The organism is Affinibrenneria salicis (genome assembly GCF_008710095.1).
In genome coordinates this window covers 284,973-308,523 of the sequence record NZ_VYKJ01000001.1, presented here as the reverse complement: position 1 = coordinate 308,523, position 23,551 = coordinate 284,973, and the positions used below count along the sequence as shown (strand labels likewise).

The following is a 23,551-nucleotide window of genomic DNA, read 5'->3' as shown; positions in this document are numbered from 1 at the left end:
TCTCTAGCCGAAAACGAAATCGAGAATCTAATGAGTGACTATAAGACTACCCTGAATTTGCCGGAAACAGGGTTCCCGATGCGTGGCGATCTCGCCAGGCGCGAACCCGACATGCTGAAACGCTGGTATGAACAGGATCTGTACGGGATTATCCGTAACGCTAAGAAAGGTAAAAAAACCTTTATCCTGCACGACGGCCCTCCGTATGCGAACGGCAACATTCACATTGGTCACTCGGTTAACAAAATTCTCAAAGATATTATTGTTAAGTCCAAAACGCTGGCCGGCTATGATTCGCCTTATGTGCCGGGCTGGGACTGCCACGGTTTGCCGATCGAGCTGAAAGTCGAACAGCTGGTGGGGAAACCGGGCGAGAAGGTCAGCGCCGCCGAATTTCGCGCCGAGTGCCGCAAATATGCGGCGGAACAGGTCGCCGGGCAGAAAAAGGATTTCATCCGTCTGGGAGTGCTGGGCGACTGGGATCGCCCCTATCTGACGATGGATTTCAACACCGAAGCCAATATCATCCGGGCGCTGGGCAAAATCATCGATAACGGCCACCTGTTGAAGGGCGCCAAACCGGTTCACTGGTGCGTAGACTGTCGCTCGGCGCTGGCCGAGGCGGAAGTTGAATATTACGACAAGACCTCTCCGGCGATCGACGTGGCGTTTAACGCGGTCGATCGCGCCGCCGTGCTGGCGAAGTTCGGTTTAGCGCCGGACGCGGTTGACGGAGACGTGGCGTTGGTTATCTGGACCACCACGCCGTGGACCCTGCCGGCCAACCGGGCGATTGCGCTGAATGCGGAGTTTGATTACGTCCTGATTAAGGTGGACGGCAGAAACATCATCGTCGCCGATAGCCTGGCGGAGTCGGTGGCGCAGCGCATCGCCGGCGATGCCCGTGTTAGCGCGCTGAGCGACAATCGGTTGAAAGGGCGCGATCTGGAACTGCTGCGCTTCCGTCATCCGCTGCTGGATTTCGACGTGCCGGCGATTCTGGGCGAACACGTTACGCTCGATGCCGGTACCGGCGCGGTGCATACCGCCGGCGGCCACGGTCCGGACGACTATGTGATCAGTCAACAATACGGTCTGGAGATCGCCAACCCGGTCGGCCCGAACGGTTGCTATCTGTCCGGCACGCATCCGGATCTGGACGGTCTGTTCGTCTTCAAGGCGAACGACAAAATTGTCGAGATGCTGCGTGCCAGCGGCGCGTTGCTGCATGTGGAAAAGCTGCTGCACAGCTATCCGTGCTGCTGGCGGCATAAATCGCCGATCATTTTTCGCGCTACGCCGCAGTGGTTCGTCAGCATGGATCAAAAGGGGCTGCGCAAACAGTCGCTGGCGGAGATCAAAAGCGTGCAGTGGATCCCCGACTGGGGCCAGGCGCGGATTGAATCGATGGTCGCCAACCGCCCTGACTGGTGTATTTCCCGTCAGCGCACCTGGGGCGTGCCGATGTCGCTGTTCGTGCATAAAGAGACGGAAGAGCTGCATCCGCGTACCCACGAACTGATCGAAGAAGTCGCGAAACGCGTCGAACAGGACGGCATTCAGGCCTGGTGGGATCTGGATCCGGCCGATATCCTGGGCGCCGATGCGGCCGACTACGTGAAAGTGCCGGATACGCTGGACGTCTGGTTCGACTCCGGTTCCACTCATGCTTCGGTGGTGGATGTGCGTCCGGAGTTCGGCGGCCATTCCGCCGATATGTATCTGGAAGGTTCCGACCAGCATCGCGGCTGGTTCATGTCCTCGCTGATGATTTCCACCGCGATCAAAGGCAAGGCGCCGTACCGCCAGGTGCTGACTCACGGCTTTACCGTCGATGGCCAGGGACGGAAAATGTCCAAATCCATCGGCAATACCGTCAGCCCGCAGGACGTCATGAATAAACTGGGCGCCGATATTCTGCGTCTGTGGATCGGTTCAACCGACTATTCCGGCGAGATTGCGGTATCGGATGAGATTCTGAAGCGTTCGGCCGACGCCTATCGCCGTATCCGTAATACCGCCCGCTTCCTGTTGGCTAACCTGAACGGTTTCGATCCGAAGCGCGATATGGTGAAGCCGGAAGAGATGGTGGTGCTGGATCGCTGGGCGGTCGGCTGCGCCCGGGCGGCGCAGGAAGAGATCGTTCAGGCATACGACAGCTATGATTTCCACCGCGTGGTGCAGCGTCTGATGCAGTTCTGCTCGATCGAGATGGGGTCGTTCTACCTTGATATCATCAAGGACCGTCAGTATACCGCGAAGAGCGACAGCATCGCGCGCCGCAGCTGCCAGACCGCGCTGTACCATATCGCCGAGGCGTTGGTGCGCTGGATGGCGCCGATCCTTTCCTTTACCGCGGACGAAATCTGGGCGTATCTGCCGGGCGAGCGCGCGCAGTATGTGTTTACCGAAGAGTGGTATGACGGTCTGTTCGGGCTGGACGACGGCGAAACAATGAACGACGCCTTCTGGGCCGAGGTGCTGAAAGTGCGCGCCGAGGTGAACCGGGTGATCGAGCAGGCGCGTAACGACAAGCGTATCGGCGGCTCGCTGGAAGCGGCGGTCACGCTGTATGCCGACGACGCGCTGGCCGGCAAACTGCGCAGCCTGCAGCCGGAACTGCATTTCGCGTTGCTGACGTCGAAAGCCGTGGTGGCGGCGTATGCCGCGGCGGGCGACGACGCACAGCAAAGTGAACTTGCCGGTTTGAAAATTGCCTTAAGCAAGGCGGAAGGGCACAAGTGCCCGCGCTGCTGGCATTATGAAACCGATATTGGTACGGACACCAGTCATCCTGAAGTCTGCGGCCGCTGCGCGACGAACGTCGGCGGACGCGGTGAAGAGCGTAAGTTTGTCTGATGAGTAAATCGATCTGTTCGAGCGGATTGCGCTGGCTGTGGCTAGCGCTGGTGGTGGTGCTGGCCGATCTTGGCAGTAAACTGGGGATCCTGAGCCACCTGCAGCTGGGCGAAACCCGGCCGCTGGCGCCTTTTCTGAATCTGCACTATGCGCGCAACTACGGCGCCGCCTTCAGCTTCCTGGCCGATCACGGCGGCTGGCAGCGCTGGTTCTTCGCCGGTATCGCCGTGGCTATCGTGATCGCGCTGCTGGTGATGATGTTTCGCAGCCGGGCGCAGCAAAAGCTGAATAATATCGCTTATGCGCTGATTATCGGCGGCGCGCTGGGTAACCTGTTCGATCGCCTGTGGCACGGTTTTGTGGTTGATTTCATCGACTTCTACGTCGGGGACTGGCATTTCGCCACCTTCAACCTGGCCGACAGCGCGATCTGTATTGGCGCGGCGCTGGTGGTGCTGGAAGGCTTTTTAACGCCTTCAGCGTCGGCCGGCTCGCAACAGAAAGGGTAAACCATGTCGGAAAGGGTACAGTCTGACAGCGCCGTTCTGGTGCATTTTACCCTGACGCTGGCGGACGGTTCGACCGCCGAGTCCTCGCTAGAGCGCGGCAAACCGGTGCTGTTTCGCCTCGGCGACGGTAGCCTGTCGCCGGCGCTGGAGCGGCAGTTGCTGGGGCTGAGTCGTGGGGATCGCAGGCAGTTTACTCTCGAACCGGAAGCGGCCTTCGGCCCGGTGAACCCGGATTTGATCCAGTTTTTCTTACGGCGCGACTTTTCCCGTACCGGGGTGCCGGATGTCGGCACCATCATGGTGTTCAGCGGCGCAGCCGGCCATGAAATGCCGGGCGTTATCCGCGCGGTGGAGCAAGAGTCCGTTACGGTGGATTTTAATCATCCGCTCGCCGGACAGACGGTGACCTTTAATCTGGAAGTGCTGGATATTGATCCGCAGCAGGAGGAACAACATGCAAATCTTGCTGGCTAACCCGCGCGGGTTTTGTGCGGGCGTCGACCGGGCGATAAGCATTGTCGAGCGCGCGCTGGAAATTTACGGCACGCCGATTTATGTCCGGCACGAAGTGGTGCACAACCGCTATGTCGTAGACGGGCTGCGCAACCGGGGCGCGATTTTTATCGAGGAAATCGGCGAAGTGCCGGATGGCTCGATTCTGATTTTCTCCGCCCACGGGGTGTCTCAGGCGGTGCGGGCCGAGGCGAAAAGCCGCGACCTGACGGTATTCGACGCTACCTGCCCGCTGGTGACTAAAGTGCATATGGAAGTGGCGCGCGCCAGTCGTAAAGGCACCGAGGCGATCCTGATCGGCCATGCCGGTCACCCCGAGGTGGAAGGCACCATGGGGCAGTACAGCAACCCGGCCGGCGGCATGTACCTGGTCGAAGCGCCGGAAGATGTCTGGCAGCTGCAGGTCAAGAATGAAAATAACCTGTGCTTCATGACGCAGACGACGCTGTCGGTTGACGATACCTATGCGGTGATCGATGCGCTGCGCGCGCGTTTCCCGAATATCGTCGGGCCGCGCAAGGATGATATCTGTTACGCCACCACCAATCGCCAGGAAGCGGTGCGCTATCTGGCCGACAGCGCGGATGTGGTGTTGGTGGTGGGCTCGAAAAACTCGTCAAACTCCAACCGGCTGGCTGAACTGGCTCAGCGCGCCGGCAAGCCGGCTTATCTGATCGATGCCGCTACGGACATTCAGGAAAGCTGGGTGAACGGCGTGACGCGCGTCGGCGTCACCGCCGGCGCCTCGGCGCCGGATATTCTGGTGCGGCAGGTGATCGATCGGCTGAAATCGCTCGGCGGCAAGGTTGCTTTTGAACTGGAAGGGCGTGAAGAGAATATCGTTTTTGAAGTGCCCAAAGAGCTGCGGGTCGAGGTCAGGCAGGTCGATTAACTCGTCTTCAGGCGGCATCGCCGGGCGCGTCGTGTTCTCCGTCGCCGGGTGTTGCGCCGACCGATGCGGCGCCCAAAGTGCATGTTTATGCGTTCTGGCGCCGTTATCCCTTTCGTTTCCCCGTCAGACGCGGGAATGGCGTGACGACGCGAGAGTTTTTACTGATTTTTCCACCGTCTTTCTGTCATAATTTTCTCATCATGTTATTGGTCCTCGGGTTATGCGTCGCTGCGTGCGTTAATCCGGGGCCATTCAGAATAAACCGTCATTAAATAAGAGAGGGAGTATGGGGGATTCAGCGATCCGTATTGCGATAGCGGGAGCCGGCGGCCGAATGGGCCGACAGTTGATTCAGGCCGTGCAGCTGGCGGAAGGCGCCGTGCTGGGCGCCGCACTGGAACGCGCGGGCTCTTCCCTGTTGGGCAGCGACGCGGGCGAACTGGCCGGACTCGGCGAACTGGGCGTCAAAATCAGCAGCGATCTGAACGCGGTGCGCGACGACTTCGATATTCTGATCGATTTTACCCGTCCCGAAGGCTCGCTGGCCATGCTGGATTTCTGCCGTCGGCAGCATAAGTCGGTGGTTATCGGCACCACCGGGTTTGATGATCAGGGCAAAGCGGCAATCCGCCAGGCGGCCGATGAGATCGGGGTCGTTTTCGCGGCAAACTTCAGCGTCGGGGTCAACGTGATGCTTAAACTGCTGGAGAAAGCGGCGAAGGTGATGGGTGATTACACCGATATTGAAATTCTGGAAGCGCATCACCGGCACAAAGTCGATGCGCCGTCCGGCACCGCGCTGGCCATGGGGGAAACCATTGCCGCCGCGCTGGGGCGCGATCTGAAAACCTGCGCCGTCTATGCACGCGAGGGGCACACCGGCGAACGCGATGCGAAAAGCATTGGTTTCGCCACGCTGCGCGCCGGCGATATTGTGGGTGAACATACCGCGATGTTTGCCGATATTGGCGAACGTATAGAGATTACCCATAAGGCCTCAAGCCGCATGACTTTCGCCAATGGCGCGGTTCGTGCCGCTATATGGCTCGGAACCACGAAAACCGGCCTCTATGATATGAGAGATGTGCTTGGTCTGGATAGTTTATAGTATTTTATAAAAATGTAACAAATTGATTTATGGCGGTATGTTCCGCCATTTTTTTAATTTATCCGCTAATGGAGGCGGTTTTTATCAGGTTTTTCCTTTCTTCGTATTTTTTGTGGGATTTAATGCCTGTACGGCGACTGAGGCGGGAAAGACGGGGCCTATTGCTGAAATAATATTCTTTTATTATTTTCCCGGCCCTGCAACCGTTTTCTTCTCTAAGTTGATGCGACTTTTTGCTGTAATAAGCGAAGATTCTTTATCAGAGGCATAAAAGAACAGTAAAAACTCCGTCTGGTGTAGACAAAATCACTGGCCATCATTAAAATGCGCCCAATTTGCCAAAAATTTACCGCGCCGGTGATTTTTGCGTTGATTTTGATGCTGCAATCTGAATTAATATGCAAATAATATGATTTATTATTCCCTGGAGGATGTTTTGATTAAGTCAGCGCTATTGGTTCTGGAAGACGGAACCCAGTTTCACGGTCGGGCCATCGGGGCAGAGGGAACGGCAGTGGGGGAAGTGGTCTTCAATACGTCAATAACCGGTTATCAAGAAATCCTTACTGATCCATCCTATTCCCGCCAGATTGTCACTCTCACTTATCCCCATATCGGTAATGTCGGCACCAACGCCAGCGATGAAGAATCTTCCGCCATACAGGCTCAGGGTCTGGTTATTCGCGACCTTCCGCCGATCGCCAGCAACTATCGCAGCGAAGAGGGCCTGTCCGACTACCTTAAACGCAACAATATTGTCGCCATTGCCGATATCGATACCCGCAAGCTGACGCGTCTGCTGCGCGAGAAGGGCGCGCAAAACGGCTGCATTATCGCCGGCGACGCGCCGGACGCCGCGCAGGCGCTGGAAAAGGCCAAAGCCTTTCCGGGCCTGAAGGGGATGGATCTGGCGAAAGAGGTGAGCACCGCCGAGCGCTATAGCTGGCTGCAGGGCAGCTGGACGCTGAGCGGCGATTTGCCGGCGCCGAAGCAGGAAAGCGAGCTGCCGTACCACGTCGTCGCCTACGACTACGGCGCGAAACGCAATATTCTGCGCATGCTGGTCGACCGCGGCTGCCGACTGACGGTGGTTCCGGCGCAGACGAGCGCTGAAGACGTGCTGGCGCTGAACCCGGACGGCGTCTTCCTGTCCAACGGCCCCGGCGACCCGCAACCGTGCGACTATGCCATCAAAGCGATTCAGACGCTGCTGGAAACCGATATTCCGGTGTTTGGCATCTGTCTGGGGCATCAGTTGCTGGGTCTGGCCAGCGGCGCGAAAACGATCAAAATGAAATTCGGCCACCACGGCGGCAACCATCCGGTACGCGATCTGGATGCCGGCCGCGTGATGATCACCGCCCAGAACCACGGTTTCGCCGTGGATGAGAGCACGCTGCCCGCGACGCTGCGCGTTACGCACAAGTCTCTGTTCGATGGCTCGCTGCAGGGCATCCACCGCACCGATAAACCCGCCTTCAGCTTCCAGGGCCACCCGGAGGCCAGTCCCGGCCCGCACGACGCGGCGCCGTTGTTCGATCACTTTATCGAACTGATTCAGACTTACCGTGCTAACCGTAAATAATCAGGAGCAGAACCATGGCAAAACGTACAGATATTAAAAGCATCCTGATCCTTGGTGCGGGCCCGATTGTTATCGGTCAGGCATGTGAATTCGACTACTCAGGCGCTCAGGCCTGTAAAGCGCTGCGCGAAGAGGGATACCGCGTTATCCTGGTGAACTCCAACCCGGCGACCATCATGACCGACCCGAATATGGCCGATGCCACCTACATCGAGCCGATTCACTGGGAAGTGGTGCGTAAGATTATCGAAAAAGAACGGCCGGACGCGGTTTTGCCGACCATGGGCGGGCAGACGGCGCTCAACTGCGCGCTGGAGCTGGAGCGGCAGGGCGTGCTGGCCGAGTTTGGCGTGGAAATGATCGGCGCCACCGCCGATGCGATCGATAAAGCGGAAGACCGCCAGCGCTTTGACAAGGCGATGAAAAAAATCGGCCTCGATACGGCGCGTTCGGGCATTGCGCACAATATGGAAGAAGCGCTGGCCGTGGCCGCCGATGTGGGTTTCCCCTGTATCATTCGTCCGTCTTTCACCATGGGCGGAACCGGCGGCGGTATTGCCTATAACCGCGAAGAGTTTGAAGAGATTTGCGAACGCGGTCTGGATTTGTCGCCGACCAACGAACTGCTGATCGATGAGTCGCTGATCGGCTGGAAAGAGTACGAAATGGAGGTGGTGCGCGATAAGAATGACAACTGCATCATCGTGTGCTCGATCGAAAACCTGGACGCGATGGGCATCCATACCGGCGACTCGATCACCGTGGCGCCGGCGCAGACCCTGACCGATAAAGAATATCAGATCATGCGTAACGCCTCGATGGCGGTGCTGCGTGAGATTGGCGTCGAAACCGGCGGCTCCAACGTGCAGTTTTCGGTCAACCCGAAAACCGGCCGCCTGATCGTAATTGAAATGAACCCGCGCGTATCGCGCTCTTCGGCGCTGGCTTCCAAGGCGACCGGTTTCCCGATTGCGAAAATCGCCGCCAAACTGGCGGTGGGCTATACCCTTGATGAGCTGATGAACGACATTACCGGCGGCCGTACCCCGGCGTCGTTCGAACCGTCCATCGATTACGTCGTCACCAAAATTCCGCGCTTCAACTTTGAAAAATTCGCCGGCGCCAACGACCGTCTGACCACGCAGATGAAATCCGTCGGCGAAGTGATGGCCATCGGTCGTACCCAGCAGGAGTCGCTGCAGAAAGCGCTGCGCGGGCTGGAGGTCGGCGCGACCGGTCTGGACCCGATGGTCGACCTGGACGATCCGGAGTCTCTGACCCGTATTCGTCGCGAGCTGAAGGATGCCGGCGCCGAACGTATCTGGTATCTGGCGGACGCCTTCCGCGCCGGACTGTCGATCGACGGCGTGTTCGGCCTGACCAACATCGACCGCTGGTTCCTGGTGCAGGTCGAAGAGCTGGTGCGGCTGGAAGAACAGGTGGCGGAGAAGGGCGTCGCCGCGCTGGATGCGGCGTTCCTGCGTTTCCTGAAGCGCAAAGGATTCGCCGATGCGCGTCTGGCTAAACTGGCCGGCGTGGACGAAAGCGTGATTCGCCAGTTGCGCGAGAAATTCAATCTGCACCCGGTCTACAAGCGGGTGGACACCTGCGCGGCCGAGTTCGCGACCGACACCGCCTATATGTACTCCACCTATGAAGAAGAGTGCGAGGCGAACCCGAATCAGGATCGCGATAAGATCATGGTGCTGGGCGGCGGGCCGAACCGTATCGGCCAGGGGATCGAGTTTGACTACTGTTGCGTTCACGCTTCGCTGGCGCTGCGCGAAGACGGTTATGAAACCATCATGGTCAACTGCAACCCGGAAACCGTGTCGACCGATTACGACACCTCCGATCGTCTGTACTTCGAACCCGTCACGCTGGAAGACGTGCTGGAGATCGTGCGCGTTGAGCAGCCTAAGGGCGTCATCGTGCAGTACGGCGGCCAGACGCCGCTGAAGCTGGCGCGCGCGCTGGAAGCGGCGGGCGTGCCGGTGATCGGCACCAGCCCGGACGCGATTGACCGGGCGGAAGACCGCGAGCGCTTCCAGCACGCGGTAGAGCGTCTGGGGCTGAAACAGCCGGCCAACGCCACCGTGGTGGCGATTGACGAAGCGGTGGAGAAGGCGAGCGTTATCGGTTATCCGCTGGTGGTGCGTCCGTCCTATGTACTGGGCGGCCGGGCGATGGAGATCGTATACGACGAGATCGACCTGCGTCGCTATTTCCAGAACGCGGTGGTGGTGTCCAACGATGCGCCGGTGCTGCTGGACCGTTTCCTCGACGATGCGATCGAGGTGGACGTCGACGCCATCTGCGACGGCGAACGCGTGCTGATCGGCGGCATCATGGAGCACATCGAGCAGGCGGGCGTACACTCCGGCGACTCGGCCTGTTCTCTGCCGGCCTATACGCTGAGCAAGGATATTCAGGATGTGATGCGCGACCAGGTGAAAAAACTGGCGTTTGAACTGGGCGTGCGCGGTTTGATGAATGCGCAGTTCGCGGTGAAAAACAACGAAGTGTATCTGATCGAAGTCAACCCGCGCGCGGCGCGCACCGTGCCGTTTGTGTCGAAAGCCACCGGCGTTTCGCTGGCGAAAGTGGCGGCGCGCGTGATGGTCGGCCAGACGCTGGCGCAGCAGGGCGTGACCGAAGAGGTTATCCCGCCGTACTACTCGGTGAAGGAAGTGGTGCTGCCGTTCAATAAATTCCCCGGCGTCGACCCGATTCTGGGGCCGGAAATGCGTTCGACCGGCGAAGTGATGGGCGTAGGGCGGACCTTTGCCGAAGCCTTCGCCAAAGCCATGTTGGGCAGCAACTCGCAGATGAAGCAAACCGGACGCGCGCTGCTGTCCGTGCGCGGAGGCGACAAGGCGCGCGTGGTGGACCTGGCGGCCAAACTGCTGAAGCACGGCTTTGAACTGGATGCGACGCACGGCACAGCGGTGGTGTTGGGCGAGGCCGGCATTAATCCGCGCCTGGTCAATAAGGTGCATGAAGGTCGTCCGCATATTCAGGACCGGATCAAAAACGGCGAGTATACCTATATCGTGAATACCACTGCGGGACGTCAGGCGATCGAGGATTCTAAACTGATCCGTCGCAGCGCGCTGCAGTACAAGGTACATTACGATACGACGATGAACGGCGGTTTTGCCACCGCGATGTCGCTGAGCGCCGATCCTACCGACCGGGTGATCTCCGTACAGGAAATGCACGCCAGCATCCGCGACTAGCCCTCGGTAAACCACTGGCGTCACCCCACGAGCCGTTCAGCGAATACTGCTGAGCGGCTCGCGTTTATCTGGATTATTCATCGATAAAACCCTCTTTATTCCAGCATAAAAAACCAATTAGCCTGAAAAAAACTGCTCCGGCGTCTACGCTTACCTTACTGATTACCGCTCGGCGGATGAATGATTTTCATCCGTTCAACATTCATTTTTCTGGAGGTGAGTATGGGTTCAACGGTAAAGAAAGGGCCGTCTTGCACGCCGGCGTCGAATGGAAAAAATCCGCTGGAGGCTTATCCTCGGCCGCCCTTCGTCAGTCAGCCGCAGACGCCGCCGGGGCTGGCCAGCAAGATGCAGCCGCTGCCGGATCACGGCGAGCAAAGCTATCGGGGCAGCGGCCGGCTGACCGGGCGTAAGGCGTTGATCACCGGCGGCGATTCCGGCATTGGCCGGGCGGTGGCGATCGCCTATGCCCGGGAGGGCGCCGACGTGGCGATTAATTATCTGCCGGAAGAGGAGTCCGATGCGCAGGAAGTGCTGACGTTGATCCGCGCCGAGGGCCGTAACGCGGTGGCGATCCCCGGCGATATTCGCGAGGAAGCGTTTTGCCGGCAGCTGGTGAGCGAGGCGGTGAAACAACTGGGCGGACTGGATATTCTGGTCAATAACGCCGGGCGCCAGCAGTTTACCGAGTCGATCGCCGAACTGACGACGGAGGCGTTCGACGCCACGTTCCGCACTAACGTTTACGCGCCGTTCTGGATCAGCAAGGCGGCGTTGCCGCACATGCAACCCGGCGCGACGATCATTAACAGCTCCTCGGTACAGGCCTTTAATCCCAGCGCCATTTTGCTGGATTATGCCCAGACGAAAGCCTGCAACGTGGCGTTCACCAAAGCGCTGGCTAAACAGGTGGCCGGCCAGGGTATTCGGGTCAATGCGGTAGCGCCGGGGCCGTACTGGACGCCGCTGCAGTCGAGCGGCGGTCAGCCGATGGACGCGGTGCAGCAATTCGCCGCCAGTTCGCCGATGGGACGGCCGGGACAACCGGTGGAGATCGCGCCGCTGTACGTTACCCTGGCGTCGGCCGAGAGCAGTTACGCTTCAGGCCAGGTGTGGTGCGCCGATGGCGGCACCGGCACGCTATAGCCGCTCCTGAGGCCGCGATAATCTAATTCGCCATGTCTTTGCCGCGTCGGTCTCTTCCGCCGCAGTCGTTTAGCGGCGGAAATGGCGCGGCTTTCCTCCCGGCCCGGGAGCCTTCCCGGGCCTTGTCGTCGGACCAATCCTGCCCCGCCATAATCGGCGCTCCGGCGGCGCAAGAAAGGCGTATAATAACGGCGCTAAACTTATTTCTTTCTGCTCATCTTGGTTATTTGCCGGCAATATGTTAACAAGTGTCCTTCCATTATTTATGGTTATATCCGTCATCTTGCCGGTAGCAGGCGCGTTGGCTGCGCTCAATGATAGTGAGGCGGGATTCGCATACAGGCGCCTGCCGACAGCGTACTATCCGCCGGGTATATTTTTTCGGGCTGGGGGCAGTAAATTTACATGATCGATGCAGAAACATCGCAGCGGGAAATTACCCGCTTGTGTATTCAGTGCGCGCTATTGCTGTTGCAGCACGGCGCGGAAAGTACGGTAGTGGAACAGCTGTCTTCCCGGCTGGGCGTCGCTCTCGGGGTGGACAGCGTCGAAAGCTCCATCTCCGCCAACGCGATTGTGTTGACGACCATTATGCACGGACATTGCCTGACGTCGACGCGTAAGAATGTGGATCGCGGTATCAATATGCACGTGGTCACGGAAGTGCAGCATGTGGTGATTATGGCGGAGCATCGCCTGCTGGACGTGGTCGACGTGGAAAAGCGTTTCAGCCATATTCGTCCGCTGCGCTATCCGCGCTGGCTGGTGGTCACCACCGTCGGGTTATCGTGCGGCTGTTTTAGTCGGCTGAACGGCGGCGGCTGGGATGCTTTTCTGGTCGCGCTGCTCGCCAGCGGGCTGGCGATGTATGTGCGCCAGCTCCTGACCGCCCGGCATCTCAATCCGATGATTAACTTCTGCATCACCGCCTTCGTCGCGACCTCCGCATCCGGACTGCTGATGCGTCTGCCCGTGCTGCAGCATTCGTCCACGGTGGCGATGGCGGCCAGCGTGCTGCTGCTGGTGCCGGGCTTTCCGCTGATCAACGCGATCGCGGATATGTTTAAGGGACATGTGAATACCGGGCTGGCGCGCTGGGCGATGGCCAGCCTGCTGACGCTGTCGACCTGTATCGGCGTGGTATCCGCGATGGCGTTATGGGGGTTGCACGGATGGTCTTAGCGTTGATGTGGGCATTAATTCAGGATATGGCGCTGGCGGCGGTTCCCGCGCTTGGTTTCGCCATGGTGTTTAATGTGCCGGTGCGCGCGCTGCACTACTGCGCGCTGCTCGGCGCGCTGGGACACGGCGCGCGTTTTCTGCTGATCCATTTTGGCTTGCATATCGAATGGGCCTCGTTCCTGGCCTCGATCATGATCGGCATCATCGGCATCCGCTGGTCGCGCTGGCTGCTGGCGCACCCGAAGGTGTTTACGGTGGCGGCGGTGATCCCGATGTTTCCGGGGATTTCGGCCTATACGGCGATGATTTCCGTTGTGCAGCTGTCTCATCAGGGTTATAGCGAGGCGCTGATGCAGACGCTGATCACTCATTTTCTCAAAGCCAGTTTTATCGTCGGCGCGCTTTCCATCGGGCTGTCGCTGCCGGGGATTTGGCTGTACCGCAAGCGGCCCGGGGTGTAGCCGGTCGGAGCACTCTTATATTATTCGCCGCGCCGGGTAACGTTATCGACGAGTGCGCGGCCTTTCCGTATAGTGGCACCAATTTTATCGCCTGTAGGGTTTTACCATGGTTATTAGTTTGATTGCCGCACTGGCAGTAGATCGCGTAATCGGTATGGAAAACGCCATGCCGTGGCATTTGCCGGCCGATTTGGCGTGGTTTAAGCGCAACACCCTCAAAAAGCCCATCATTATGGGGCGTAACACGTTCGAGTCCATCGGGCAGCCGCTGCCCGGCCGGCTCAATATTGTTCTGAGCCGCCGCCCGGGCGACGACCCGCGCGTGACATGGGTAACCTCACTGGAGCAGGCGTTAAGCGCCGCGGGCGAGGTCGAGGAAGTGATGGTGATCGGCGGAGGCAATGTCTATAAACAGCTGTTGCCGCAGGCGCAGCGGCTCTATTTGACCCATATCGATGCGGAAGTCGAGGGCGATACCCATTTCCCGGACTATGAGCCGGACGAATGGCAGATGACGTTCAGCGAATTCCATGACGCCGACGAAAACAATAGTCACAGCTACTGCTTTGAAATCCTCGAACGCCGTTAATTCGCTACGGGCTCAACGGGCGCGCTAATTCTCTTTTTCTTACGGCGCCCGCTCTCCTTATATCTGCTCCGCCGTTGACACACGACAGTCATACTGGCCGCGTATGGTTGGAAAAAACAGCCAGTGGACGTGGACATGAAAACAACATCGGGATTGAATCAGGACAGACTGCGCGATCCGGCGCGCGCGGCGTCAACCGGCAGCGCGCCTGTATTATCGGGAATTTTAGGCGGCGGAATCTGGCTGCCCGTCGTCAGCAACGGGCAGCGCCGTAACGGCGGCGCTCAGCCTGCGGTGCCGGATGCGGCGTCGTTGTCCTCCGGCAAGGACTGAGCGAGGGAAGGCTGGGTGAAGTAGCGTTTATCCTCCCAGCGCAGCAGAGTAAGATTTCCGCCCCAGCAGCAGCCGGTGTCCAGCCCATAGATGCCCGGCGGCGTGCCTTTCCCTTCCAGCGACGCCCAGTGGCCGAAGACAATGGCGTATTCGCTGGCTATCGGCCCCGGGATATCAAACCACGGTTTGAGCAGCCAGGGGGCGTGCGAAGGCGGCTCCTTGCACTGCATATCCAACTGTCCGCCGGAAAAGCAATAGCGCATGCGGGTAAACACATTGGTACTGAAACGCAGACGCGCAAGACCGCTTAGCTCGGGACTCCAGTGATTGGGCATGTCGCCATACATGGCGTCCAGAAACAGCGGATAGCTGTCGCTGGCCAGAATGGATTCGACTTCGTGCGCGCACAGACGCGCGGTTGCCAGATCCCACTGCGGGGTAATGCCGGCGTGAGCCATCACCAGCCGCCGTTCGTCATCCACCTGCAGAATCGGCTGGTGGCGCAGCCAGTTAATCAGCTCGTCCGCGTCCGGCGCGTTAAGCAGCGGCATCAGCCGATCTTTGGGTTTACTGCGGCTGATGCCGGCATAGACGGCCAGCAAATGCAGATCGTGATTGCCCAGTACGACGCGTACCGAATCGCCCAGCGAGCGCACGTAACGCAAGACGCCCAGCGAATCAGGCCCGCGCGCCACCAGGTCGCCGGTCAGCCACAGCGTGTCCCGCTGCGGATCGAAAGAAACCTGCGCCAACAGCGCCTGTAGTTCGGCCAGACAGCCGTGAACATCGCCAATCAGATAAGTCGACATAATTAATGTATCAGTGAGGGAATAGCCAGACGGAATACCGGAATCTCTACGTGGAAACTCTCGCCCTGGTGGTCGGTCATCAGGTAATGTCCTTCCATCGTGCCTAAAGGCGTTTCCAGTATGGCGCCGCTGGTGTACTGGAATTCGCTGCCGGGATCGATCACGGGCTGTGCGCCGACCACGCCTTCGCCGTGCACTTCGGTCTGGCGTCCGTTGGCGTTGGTGATTAGCCAGTGGCGTCCGCGTAACTGCACGCTATGCCGCCCCAGATTACGGATAGTGATGGTGTAGGCAAACACATAGCGCTCTTCGTCCGGGCTGGACTGGGCTTCAATGTAAATGCTCTGAACCTGAACACATACGCGGGGGGCATCGATCATCTCGGCAACTCCTGTGATTACTGCGCGGCGGGGTGGGCGCTAAGCCAGTTCGCCAGGCGGCAGTATTGCTCAACGGAAACATTCTCCGCGCGGCGGGCGGGATCGATGCCCAGTTCGGTCAACTGCTCCGGGGTAAATCGGTGTCCCAGACTGTTGCGCAGGGTTTTCCGGCGCTGGTTAAAAGCTTCGGTGGTGAGCTGGCTCAGCAGACGCAGATCGCTGACCGGATGGGGCAGCGTTTGATGAGGCACCAGACGAACCACCGCGGAATCAACTTTAGGCGCCGGTTTAAAGGCGGTCGGCGGAACTTCCAGCACCGGAATCACCTGACAATAGTATTGCGCCATCACGCTCAAACGGCCGTAGGCCTTGCTGTCCGGACCGGCGACCAGCCGATTAACCACCTCTTTCTGCAACATGAAGTGCATATCCTGAATAGCGTGAGTATAACTAAACAGGTGGAACATCAGCGGCGTTGAAATATTATACGGCAGGTTACCAAATACCCTCAGCGGCTGACCAGCCTGTTCGGCCATATCGGCGAAATTCACCGTCATCGCATCCTGCTGCACGATGGTCAGCTTGTCTTTTAATACCGGATGCGTTTCCAGCCGGGCCGCCAGATCGCGGTCCAGCTCGATCACGGTGAAACGGTCGATTCGTTCGGCAACCGGCCCGGTCAACGCGCCGAGGCCGGGGCCAATTTCCACAATCGCCTGGCCTGGCAGCGGATGAATGGCGGAGACGATGCTGTCAATTACGAAGCGATCGCTTAAAAAGTTTTGTCCAAAACGCTTGCGGGCGAAGTGGCCCTGATGAACTCGATTATTCATTACGATTATTTATCATTTTAATGGCAAGATTGAGCGCCGTCGTGAGGCTGCCCACGCTGGCTTCTCCGGTCGCGGCCAGTTCCAGCGCGGTGCCGTGATCGACAGAGGTACGGATAAACGGCAGACCCAGGGTGATATTCACCGCCCGGCCAAAGCCCTGGTATTTCAGCACCGGCAGCCCCTGATCGTGATACATGGCGAGCACCGCATCCGCGGGCTGCAGATATTTGGGCTGAAACAGCGTATCGGCCGGCAACGGGCCGATCAGCCGGATACCGCGCTGACGCAGTTCTTCCAGCGCGGGAATGATGATGTCCAGCTCTTCACGCCCCATATGGCCGCCTTCGCCGGCGTGCGGATTCAGTCCGCAGACATAAATCTGCGGCTGTTCGATGCCGAATTTACGCTGCAGATCGTGATGCAAAATCGTAATGACCTCGTGCAGCGTTTGCCGGGTGATGGCGGCCGGAACGTCGAGCAGCGGCAGGTGAGTGGTCGCCAGCGCCACCCGCAGACTCTCGGTAGCCAGCATCATGACCACGCGTCGACAGCCGCTGCGATCGGCGAAGAATTCGGTGTGTCCGCTGAACGGTACGCCGGCGTCGTTGATCACGCCTTTGTGCACCGGCCCGGTGACCAGCGCGGCGAACTCGCCGTTCAGACAGCCATCGCAGGCGCGCGCCAGGGTTTCCACCACATAGCGGCCGTTGCCGACATCAAGCTGACCAGCCCGAACCGGCTGATTCAGCGCGACCGGCAGCAGCGTCAGCGACCCTGCCGGCTGAGGACGGGCGGGCTGATCGGCGCGATAGTCGCACAGGGTGAGCGGCAGGCGAAGCTGCTGAGCGCGCGCGCGCAACAGTTGCGGATCGGCACAAACAACAAGCTCAACAGGCCAGGCCTGTTGAGCCAGCGTCACCACCAGATCGGGACCAATCCCGGCGGGTTCGCCGGGCGTGATGACAATCCGGCGGGGGATGTCGTTAACGGTCATTGTCGTTGATGATTTTGACATAGGCCGCGGCGCGACGTTCCTGCATCCAGGTCTGCGCTTCTTCAGCGAACTTACGGTTGAACAGCATGCGGTAAGCCCGCTCTTTCTGGGCGGCGTCCGTTTTATCCACCTGACGGGTATCCAGCAACTGAATAAGGTGCCAGCCGAACGAGGAGTGAACCGGCGCGCTGATTTCGCCTTTTTTCAGTTTCAGCAGGGTATCGCGGAAGGTGGGATCGTACATATCCGGCGATGCCCAGCCCAGATCGCCGCCCTGGTTGGCGGAGCCGGGATCCTGCGACAGCTGTCTGGCCTGGGTGGCGAAATCAGAGCGGCCGCTGCGGATATTCTGCAGCACTTCTTCCAGTTTCGCGCGCGCCTGGTCGTCGGTCATGACCACCGACGGTTTCAGCAGGATGTGGCGGGCATGGGTTTCCAGCACGGATACCGTCTGGTCGCCGCCGCGGATATCGTTGACGCGCAGAATATGGAAACCGACGCCGGAGCGGATCGGGCCGACGACTTCGCCTTTTTTGGCGGTCACCAGCCGTTGGGCGAACAGCGTCGGCAGTTCCTGCAGCCGGCCCCAACCCATCTGGCCGCCCTGCAGCGCCTGGGAGTCCGCCGAGTAGGAGATAGCCAGCTTACCGAAGTCGGCGCCTTTCTGCGCCTCGGCCACCAGCGAGCGCGCCAGTTTTTCGGCGTCGTCCACCTGTTGCTGGCTGGGGTTTTCCGGCAGCGGGATTAGGATATGGCTCAGGTTGAATTCCGCGCCTTCCCCGGCCTGGCCGGCGATTTGTTTAGCCAGCGCGTCCACTTCCTGCGGCAAAATAGTGACGCGACGGCGAACTTCATTATTACGTACTTCAGCGATCAGCATCTCTTTGCGGATCTGGCCGCGATAAGCGCTGTAGCTGAGGCCCTCATAGGACAGTTGTTGACGCAGCTGATCGAGCGTCATGCGGTTCTGCGCGGCGATGCGGGTAATCGCCTGATCCAACTGTTCGTCGCTGATCTGCAGACCCATTCTCTCCGCGCTCTGCAGGATGATGTTATCCATAATCAGGCGATCGATGATCTGGTGGCGCAGCGTGTCGTCATCCGGCAACTGTTGACCCGCCTGGCGGGCATTCTGTTTTACCGACTGAAACAGGCCATTGACGTCACTCTCCAGCACCACGCCGTTATCTACCACCGCCGCGACTTTATCGACGACCTGCGGCGCGGCAAACACAGTGTTGGCGCTCAAAGCCAGCCCGAGAATCAGCATTCTCCAGTTCTTCATACCTTTCCCATTATCTGTCCGCCTGAGCGGGTTAACATTGATATCCGGCACCCGGTGTGTTTTGCCTGACGTTACCGCAATCCCCCGGTGTTCAGGCCGACGCGGCGCGAAGGGTTCCGCGCTCTCCGCCCGGCATGAGCGGGGGGAGACTGTCGTTACCGTACGCCGCAACCTGAACCGCTATCGGGGCTCTATTCTCCGAACGCCCGCTGATACGGTAAAATACCTGAATTCAGCATGCGCGCGGAACCCAGCCCGTAATTATTGCTCAGGCCGCGCAGTTCAATATTGAACGACACTTTATTGTCGTATTCGCTACTGAGACTGCTGTTGTTCCAACTGGTGATCTTCCGTTCATAACCAACGCTGACGGCCCAGCAGCAGGTGTTGTACTGTAAACCGATCAACTGGTCGGCGGGCTGATTCGCTTTGGTATCGTAATAATACGCGCCGACGACCGACCAGCGATCGGCGACCGGCCAGCTGGCGATCATCCCCACCTGCGAGATGCCCTGCTGGAAGCCCGGGTTACGGATATTCGGCAGCATCGCCTGAATGTAATCCGGGCTGGCGTAGCGGTAGCTCAGTTGCACCATGCGTTCGGCATCGCGCCGGTATTCCACCACCGCATCGCCCAGCACCACGCTGTCCTGACGGGCGTCGTACTGTAACCCGCCGCGCACGCCCCAGTCGCCGTTCACCTTCCAGTAGGTGTCGCCGGCCCACACCAGACTGCCGTTATCCGTATTTTGATCGAGTATCGTGCTGGTATTACCGGTACGAGGACGATCAAAGTAGTAGATTTGACCTATGGAAGCGTTAAAACGTTCAACCAGCGCATCATCATAAATGCGAGAGGTAATACCGGTGGCCAGCTGGTTGGCCGACGCGATGCGATCCAGACCGCTGTACGTGCGGTCGCGGAACAGCCCGGCATAGTCGGTTTGCAGCAGCGTGGAGTCATAAGTATGGATGTCGCTCTGGTCGCGGTAAGGTACGTACAGGTACTGCGCGCGCGGCTCCAGCGTCTGGGTATAGCCCGGCGCCCAGTCCATATCGCGGTCGAGCACCAGCTTACCGTCCATTTTATACTGCCCCATCACCCGGTTCACCGAAGATTTCAGATCGTTTTTGTTGCTGTCCATGACGTCGGGATCGGCCTGGTAACGCTCCAGATTGCTTTGCTGGTAGTGCGTCGCCATCAGTTTCGCTTCGGTATTCAGGCTGGCCCAGCGGTTCGACAGCGGCAACGTCAGCGCGGGTTCAATGTGCAGGCGGGTGGCTTCCGGTCGATTCGGGTTCTCATTGGTAAATTTTACCGCCTGACCATAAAGGTGAACATCGAACGGGCCGATATCATTGCGGTAATAATTCAGATCGAGCTGGGGTTCGGCGCGATAAATGTCGCTGCTTTCGGTGCCGGACAGCAGCTGGAATCGTTTATTCGAGAGCGTGGCGTCCCAGTTGAGATCGGCATAACCGACGCTCAGTTTTTGCGTCACGTAGCCGTCGGTCGTGGCGCCATAGGTGGAGTCCAGATCTTTAAAGTAGCGTTCATCGCTGACTTTGGTGTAGTCGGTGCTAAAACGCCAGACCTGATCCATGACGCCTTCATGTTCCCAGTGGAACAGCCAGCGGCGGTTGTTGTCATCCTGCGGCTCGTCTTTGGCGTATTCGCGATCGTCGGGCAGCCAGTCCAGCTCAACAAGGCCGGTGCCGGGCGCGACCAGGTAGCGAAACTCGTTTTGCCACTGGACGCCGCGTTTGGTCAGCAGATGCGGCGTCAGCGTGGCGTCAAAGGCCGGCGCGATGTTCCAGTAATACGGGGTGAGCAGTTCGAAACCGTTGCTGCTGCCGTATTTGGCGTTCGGGATCAGGAAGCCGGAACGGCGCTTATCGCCGACCGGCAACTGTAGATAGGGGCTGTAAAAGACCGGCACATTACCGATTTTAAAGCGCGCGTTCCAGATTTCGGCCACCTGCTCTTCGCGATCGTGGATCACTTCCGAACCCACGACACTCCAGCTATTATCTCCCGGTAAACAGGAGGTGAAGGAGCCGTTCTCCAGAATGGTGTAGCGATTGTTATCGCGCAGTTTCATTCTGTCCGCGTTGCCGCGCCCCTGACGGCCGACCATCTGATAGTCGCCCTGATAGACATCGGTGTCTTTATTCGTCAGGTTAGACCAGGCCTTCGGACCCTTCATGATGACCTGGTTGTCGTCATAGTGAACGTCGCCGGTGGCGGTGACGGTGCGTACGGGATCGTCGCCGGCGCCGTCCTGCAACTGGTTTAATTCGACTTCCTTCGCGGTGAGGAGGCCGTTGCCCTGCGCGACGTTGACGTTGCCGCTAAAGCGGGCGCTGGACGGGTAGTTGGCCTCGACCTTATCGGCGTGGATATTGACCGGCAGTTCATCCGCCGAGCCGGTGACCAGCGGACGCTCGAAGACGGGCACGCCCAGCAGGCATTGCTCAGCGAGATCGGCCAGCGCGTGCTGGCTGTACAGCGCTGACCAAATCAGTGTGGCCAGCAGGGTTGGGAAACTTTTTTTCATACGCGGTATCAGGTGTTCCGTCATCGGGGGCATCATGCCGGCAAACGGTCAGAGACTATATCAGTCGCTGACGTTGTGCCAGCGTTAAATCCCCGTCGTTTCTGCGCACCGCCGTTAGGTGCAAAGATAAATGACGGGTATGATAAAGCAATTTTTCGCCGACGGCATGGGGATTTGAGGAAGTATATGCGGTATTGGGGTAAGTTGCTGGGGCTGGTGCTGGGCGCGTTATCCAGCGGCGGCGTATGGGGAATGGTAGCGGGATTGCTGGCGGGTCATTTGCTGGATAAAGCCCGTGCGTCGCGGCGTCGCGATTTTTTCTCCGCCCGGTCACCGCGCGAGGGGTTGTTCTTCCTGACCACGTTTCAGGCGATGGGGCACCTGACTAAGTCGAAAGGGCGGGTAACCGAAGCCGATATCCAGATGGCGACGCAAATCATGGACCAGCTCGATCTGCACGGCGCGTCGCGCACGGCGGCTCAACAGGCGTTCCGCGAGGGAAAAGTCAGCTACTTTCCCCTGCGAATGAAGCTGCGCAAGCTGCGCGATGTCTGCATGGGACGTTTCGATCTGATTAAGATGTTTCTGGATATTCAGCTACAGGTCGCTTTCGCCAACGGCGCGCTGCACCCCAATGAGCGGCGCCTTCTGTATGTGTTCGCCGATGAACTGGGCGTTACGCGCGCGCAGTTTGAGCTTTTTTTGCGCAATATGGAGCAGGGGCGCGCGGGGCCGGGGCCGCAGAGCGATCAATCTTACCGCAGGAGCGGCGATAACCGCGGCGCGCATAGCGGCCGTTCGCATTATCAGCAGCAGCAGCGCCAGTCTCCTCCGCGCAGCCCGACGCTGGAAAGCGCCTGTCGCATTCTGGGGGTGAAGAGCAGCGATGATGCGGCCACCATCAAGCGCGCCTACCGCAAGCTGATGAGTGAACATCACCCGGATAAGCTGGTGGCGAAAAGGTTATCTCCGCGCATGATGGAACTGGCTAAACGCAAGGCGCAGGATATTCAGGCCGCCTATGAGCTGCTAAAGAGTCAGCGGCGGTAGAATAATCACGTTCTCTTCTGTGCATTATGTCTCCCTTCTGAATCATTTCCTTCCGCAATCACCTTCCGCCGTAAGCGGCAACGATCTTTATATCCGTCATATTTCAGGCCGCCGGCGCGCTGGCTTTATTGCCCGACCCATTTCTGGGGCAGTTTTGTAAACAGGGCGACGCGCCGGGGTGTTCGGCCCGCTGGCGTTTTGTCCAGCTGATCTAATGAGTTAGATTCCATGCCCATTATTTTTGTATTGTTATTTCAGCAGGTTATAGTCCGTCGCGGGTATTTATCTTTGGCGGCGATCGTCTATTATCGAGTGGGGGCGCCGGTCGCTGGCGCAACCGATGATGTCGACCGGCCGGACGACGTTTGCCAATATCAACCGGAGCGCTGACGGCGATGATTATCACTGACAGAGACTGGGTCTTACGCGCGCCGCAGGGCGCTAAAGTAGAGCGAATTGAAGCCTTCTTTAGCAGTTATGCATATGAGCCTCATCGCCATGACGTCTACGCTATTGGCCGTACGCTGTCGGGCGTGCAGAATTTTCGCTATCAGAAGAGCATGCGGCATAGTCTGCCCGGCAGCAGCATGGTGATTTACCCGGATGAACTGCACGACGGCGAAGCCGGCTGCGAGCAGGGTTTCCATTACCGGATGATTTATGTGGAGCCGGTATTAATTCAGCAGATTCTGCGGGGCCGTCCTCTGCCTTTTATTCCCGGCGGGATATCGAACGACCCGAGACTGTATCGCGCGATGGAAAATCTGCTGCAAAGTATCGATAACGTTATCGACCCGCTGGAAGAAGACGATGCTATTTATGATCTGGCGCAGGCGCTGGATTGTGTGGCCGGCCAGCGTCGGGGACGCGGGTCATTCGATTTCGCCGCCGCGGAGCGGGCGCGCGAGTACATTCATAGCCACCTGGCGGACGCGGTAACGCTGGATGCGCTGGAGATCGCCAGCGGCCGGGAGCGCTGGAGCCTGTCGCGCGATTTTCGCGCACTGTACGGCACCAGCCCTTATCGCTATGTGGTCCAGCGTCGTCTGGAACAGTGCCGGCATCTGATGCTGGACGGTTTTTCCCTTGCCGATGCCGCGCTGGCCGCGGGATTCAGCGACCAAAGCCACATGACCCGGCATTTCACTCAGACATACGGCCTTTCGCCGGCGCGCTGGTTCAGAATGCTGACCGACTGACCGACTGACCGACTGACCGACTGACCG

General features: G+C 59.0%; 20 protein-coding genes. 14 read left to right on the top strand and 6 right to left on the bottom strand.

Features of this window, described 5'->3' with window-relative positions; all coding sequences use genetic code 11:
* The first annotated feature begins 30 nt into the window (after positions 1-30).
* From ileS to folA, 12 genes are all read left to right on the top strand, one after another.
* A complete protein-coding gene (gene ileS, locus FJU30_RS01335; protein ID WP_150433637.1) occupies positions 31-2,859 on the top strand; it encodes an isoleucine--tRNA ligase in 2,829 nt (942 codons plus the stop codon).
* A complete protein-coding gene (lspA, locus tag FJU30_RS01330) occupies positions 2,859-3,368 on the top strand; it encodes a signal peptidase II (protein ID WP_150433636.1) in 510 nt (169 codons plus the stop codon). Before ileS ends, lspA begins: the two co-directional genes overlap by 1 nt.
* A 3-nt stretch (positions 3,369-3,371) precedes the next feature.
* The gene (gene fkpB, locus FJU30_RS01325) at positions 3,372-3,842 is read left to right on the top strand and encodes an FKBP-type peptidyl-prolyl cis-trans isomerase (RefSeq protein WP_150433635.1); all 471 of its coding nucleotides are present in this window, start codon (positions 3,372-3,374) and stop codon (positions 3,840-3,842) included.
* Positions 3,823-4,773: a 4-hydroxy-3-methylbut-2-enyl diphosphate reductase gene (gene ispH / locus FJU30_RS01320; protein WP_150433634.1), complete on the top strand. Its 951-nt coding sequence runs from the start codon at positions 3,823-3,825 to the stop codon at positions 4,771-4,773. The genes fkpB and ispH overlap by 20 nt, the downstream gene beginning before the upstream one ends.
* A gap of 286 nt (positions 4,774-5,059) precedes the next feature.
* Complete coding sequence (gene dapB / locus FJU30_RS01315; protein ID WP_150433633.1) at positions 5,060-5,881, top strand: 4-hydroxy-tetrahydrodipicolinate reductase; 822 nt, start codon at positions 5,060-5,062, stop codon at positions 5,879-5,881.
* Between the two features lie 22 nt (positions 5,882-5,903).
* A complete protein-coding gene (locus FJU30_RS01310) occupies positions 5,904-6,152 on the top strand; it encodes a hypothetical protein (RefSeq protein ID WP_150433632.1) in 249 nt (82 codons plus the stop codon).
* Positions 6,153-6,317: 165 nt separating this feature from the next.
* Positions 6,318-7,466, top strand: a complete 1,149-nt coding sequence (gene carA, locus FJU30_RS01305) for a glutamine-hydrolyzing carbamoyl-phosphate synthase small subunit (protein ID WP_150433847.1) — start codon at positions 6,318-6,320, stop codon at positions 7,464-7,466.
* A gap of 14 nt (positions 7,467-7,480) precedes the next feature.
* Entirely contained in the window at positions 7,481-10,705 is a 3,225-nt protein-coding gene (carB, locus tag FJU30_RS01300; protein WP_150433631.1) for a carbamoyl-phosphate synthase large subunit, read from the top strand.
* Between the two features lie 222 nt (positions 10,706-10,927).
* Positions 10,928-11,851 (top strand): SDR family oxidoreductase, encoded by a 924-nt coding sequence (locus FJU30_RS01295; RefSeq protein WP_150433630.1) that lies wholly within the window; start codon positions 10,928-10,930, stop codon positions 11,849-11,851.
* Between the two features lie 405 nt (positions 11,852-12,256).
* A complete protein-coding gene (locus FJU30_RS01290; protein ID WP_150433629.1) occupies positions 12,257-13,033 on the top strand; it encodes a threonine/serine exporter family protein in 777 nt (258 codons plus the stop codon).
* Positions 13,024-13,494 carry a threonine/serine exporter gene (locus FJU30_RS01285; RefSeq protein ID WP_150433628.1) on the top strand — a complete coding sequence of 157 codons (471 nt, stop codon included), beginning with the start codon at positions 13,024-13,026 and terminating at the stop codon, positions 13,492-13,494. The genes FJU30_RS01290 and FJU30_RS01285 overlap by 10 nt, the downstream gene beginning before the upstream one ends.
* Before the next feature lie 106 nt (positions 13,495-13,600).
* Complete coding sequence (gene folA, locus FJU30_RS01280; RefSeq protein ID WP_150433627.1) at positions 13,601-14,083, top strand: type 3 dihydrofolate reductase; 483 nt, start codon at positions 13,601-13,603, stop codon at positions 14,081-14,083.
* Between the two features lie 284 nt (positions 14,084-14,367).
* Here the strand turns inward: folA and apaH are convergent, their stop codons facing one another.
* The 6 genes from apaH to lptD form a co-directional block, all read right to left on the bottom strand.
* Positions 14,368-15,225 (bottom strand): bis(5'-nucleosyl)-tetraphosphatase (symmetrical) ApaH, encoded by an 858-nt coding sequence (gene apaH, locus FJU30_RS01275; protein ID WP_150433626.1) that lies wholly within the window; start codon positions 15,223-15,225, stop codon positions 14,368-14,370.
* Between the two features lie 2 nt (positions 15,226-15,227).
* On the bottom strand, positions 15,228-15,605 hold the full coding sequence (apaG, locus tag FJU30_RS01270; RefSeq protein ID WP_150433625.1) for a Co2+/Mg2+ efflux protein ApaG: 378 nt from the start codon (positions 15,603-15,605) through the stop codon (positions 15,228-15,230).
* Positions 15,606-15,622: 17 nt separating this feature from the next.
* Positions 15,623-16,438, bottom strand: coding sequence for a 16S rRNA (adenine(1518)-N(6)/adenine(1519)-N(6))-dimethyltransferase RsmA (gene rsmA / locus FJU30_RS01265; protein WP_150433624.1), 816 nt, complete (start codon positions 16,436-16,438; stop codon positions 15,623-15,625).
* The gene (gene pdxA / locus FJU30_RS01260) at positions 16,431-17,432 is read right to left on the bottom strand and encodes a 4-hydroxythreonine-4-phosphate dehydrogenase PdxA (protein WP_150433623.1); all 1,002 of its coding nucleotides are present in this window, start codon (positions 17,430-17,432) and stop codon (positions 16,431-16,433) included. Before pdxA ends, rsmA begins: the two co-directional genes overlap by 8 nt.
* Entirely contained in the window at positions 17,422-18,717 is a 1,296-nt protein-coding gene (surA, locus tag FJU30_RS01255; RefSeq protein WP_150433622.1) for a peptidylprolyl isomerase SurA, read from the bottom strand. Before surA ends, pdxA begins: the two co-directional genes overlap by 11 nt.
* 191 nt (positions 18,718-18,908) lie before the next feature.
* Positions 18,909-21,275, bottom strand: a complete 2,367-nt coding sequence (gene lptD, locus FJU30_RS01250) for an LPS assembly protein LptD (protein ID WP_150433621.1) — start codon at positions 21,273-21,275, stop codon at positions 18,909-18,911.
* Between the two features lie 186 nt (positions 21,276-21,461).
* Between lptD and djlA the strand changes: the two genes are divergently transcribed.
* Both djlA and FJU30_RS01240 read left to right on the top strand, forming a co-directional pair.
* Positions 21,462-22,325: a co-chaperone DjlA gene (gene djlA, locus FJU30_RS01245; RefSeq protein ID WP_150433620.1), complete on the top strand. Its 864-nt coding sequence runs from the start codon at positions 21,462-21,464 to the stop codon at positions 22,323-22,325.
* A gap of 395 nt (positions 22,326-22,720) precedes the next feature.
* Entirely contained in the window at positions 22,721-23,524 is an 804-nt protein-coding gene (locus FJU30_RS01240) for an AraC family transcriptional regulator (RefSeq protein WP_150433619.1), read from the top strand.
* Positions 23,525-23,551 lie beyond the last annotated feature (27 nt).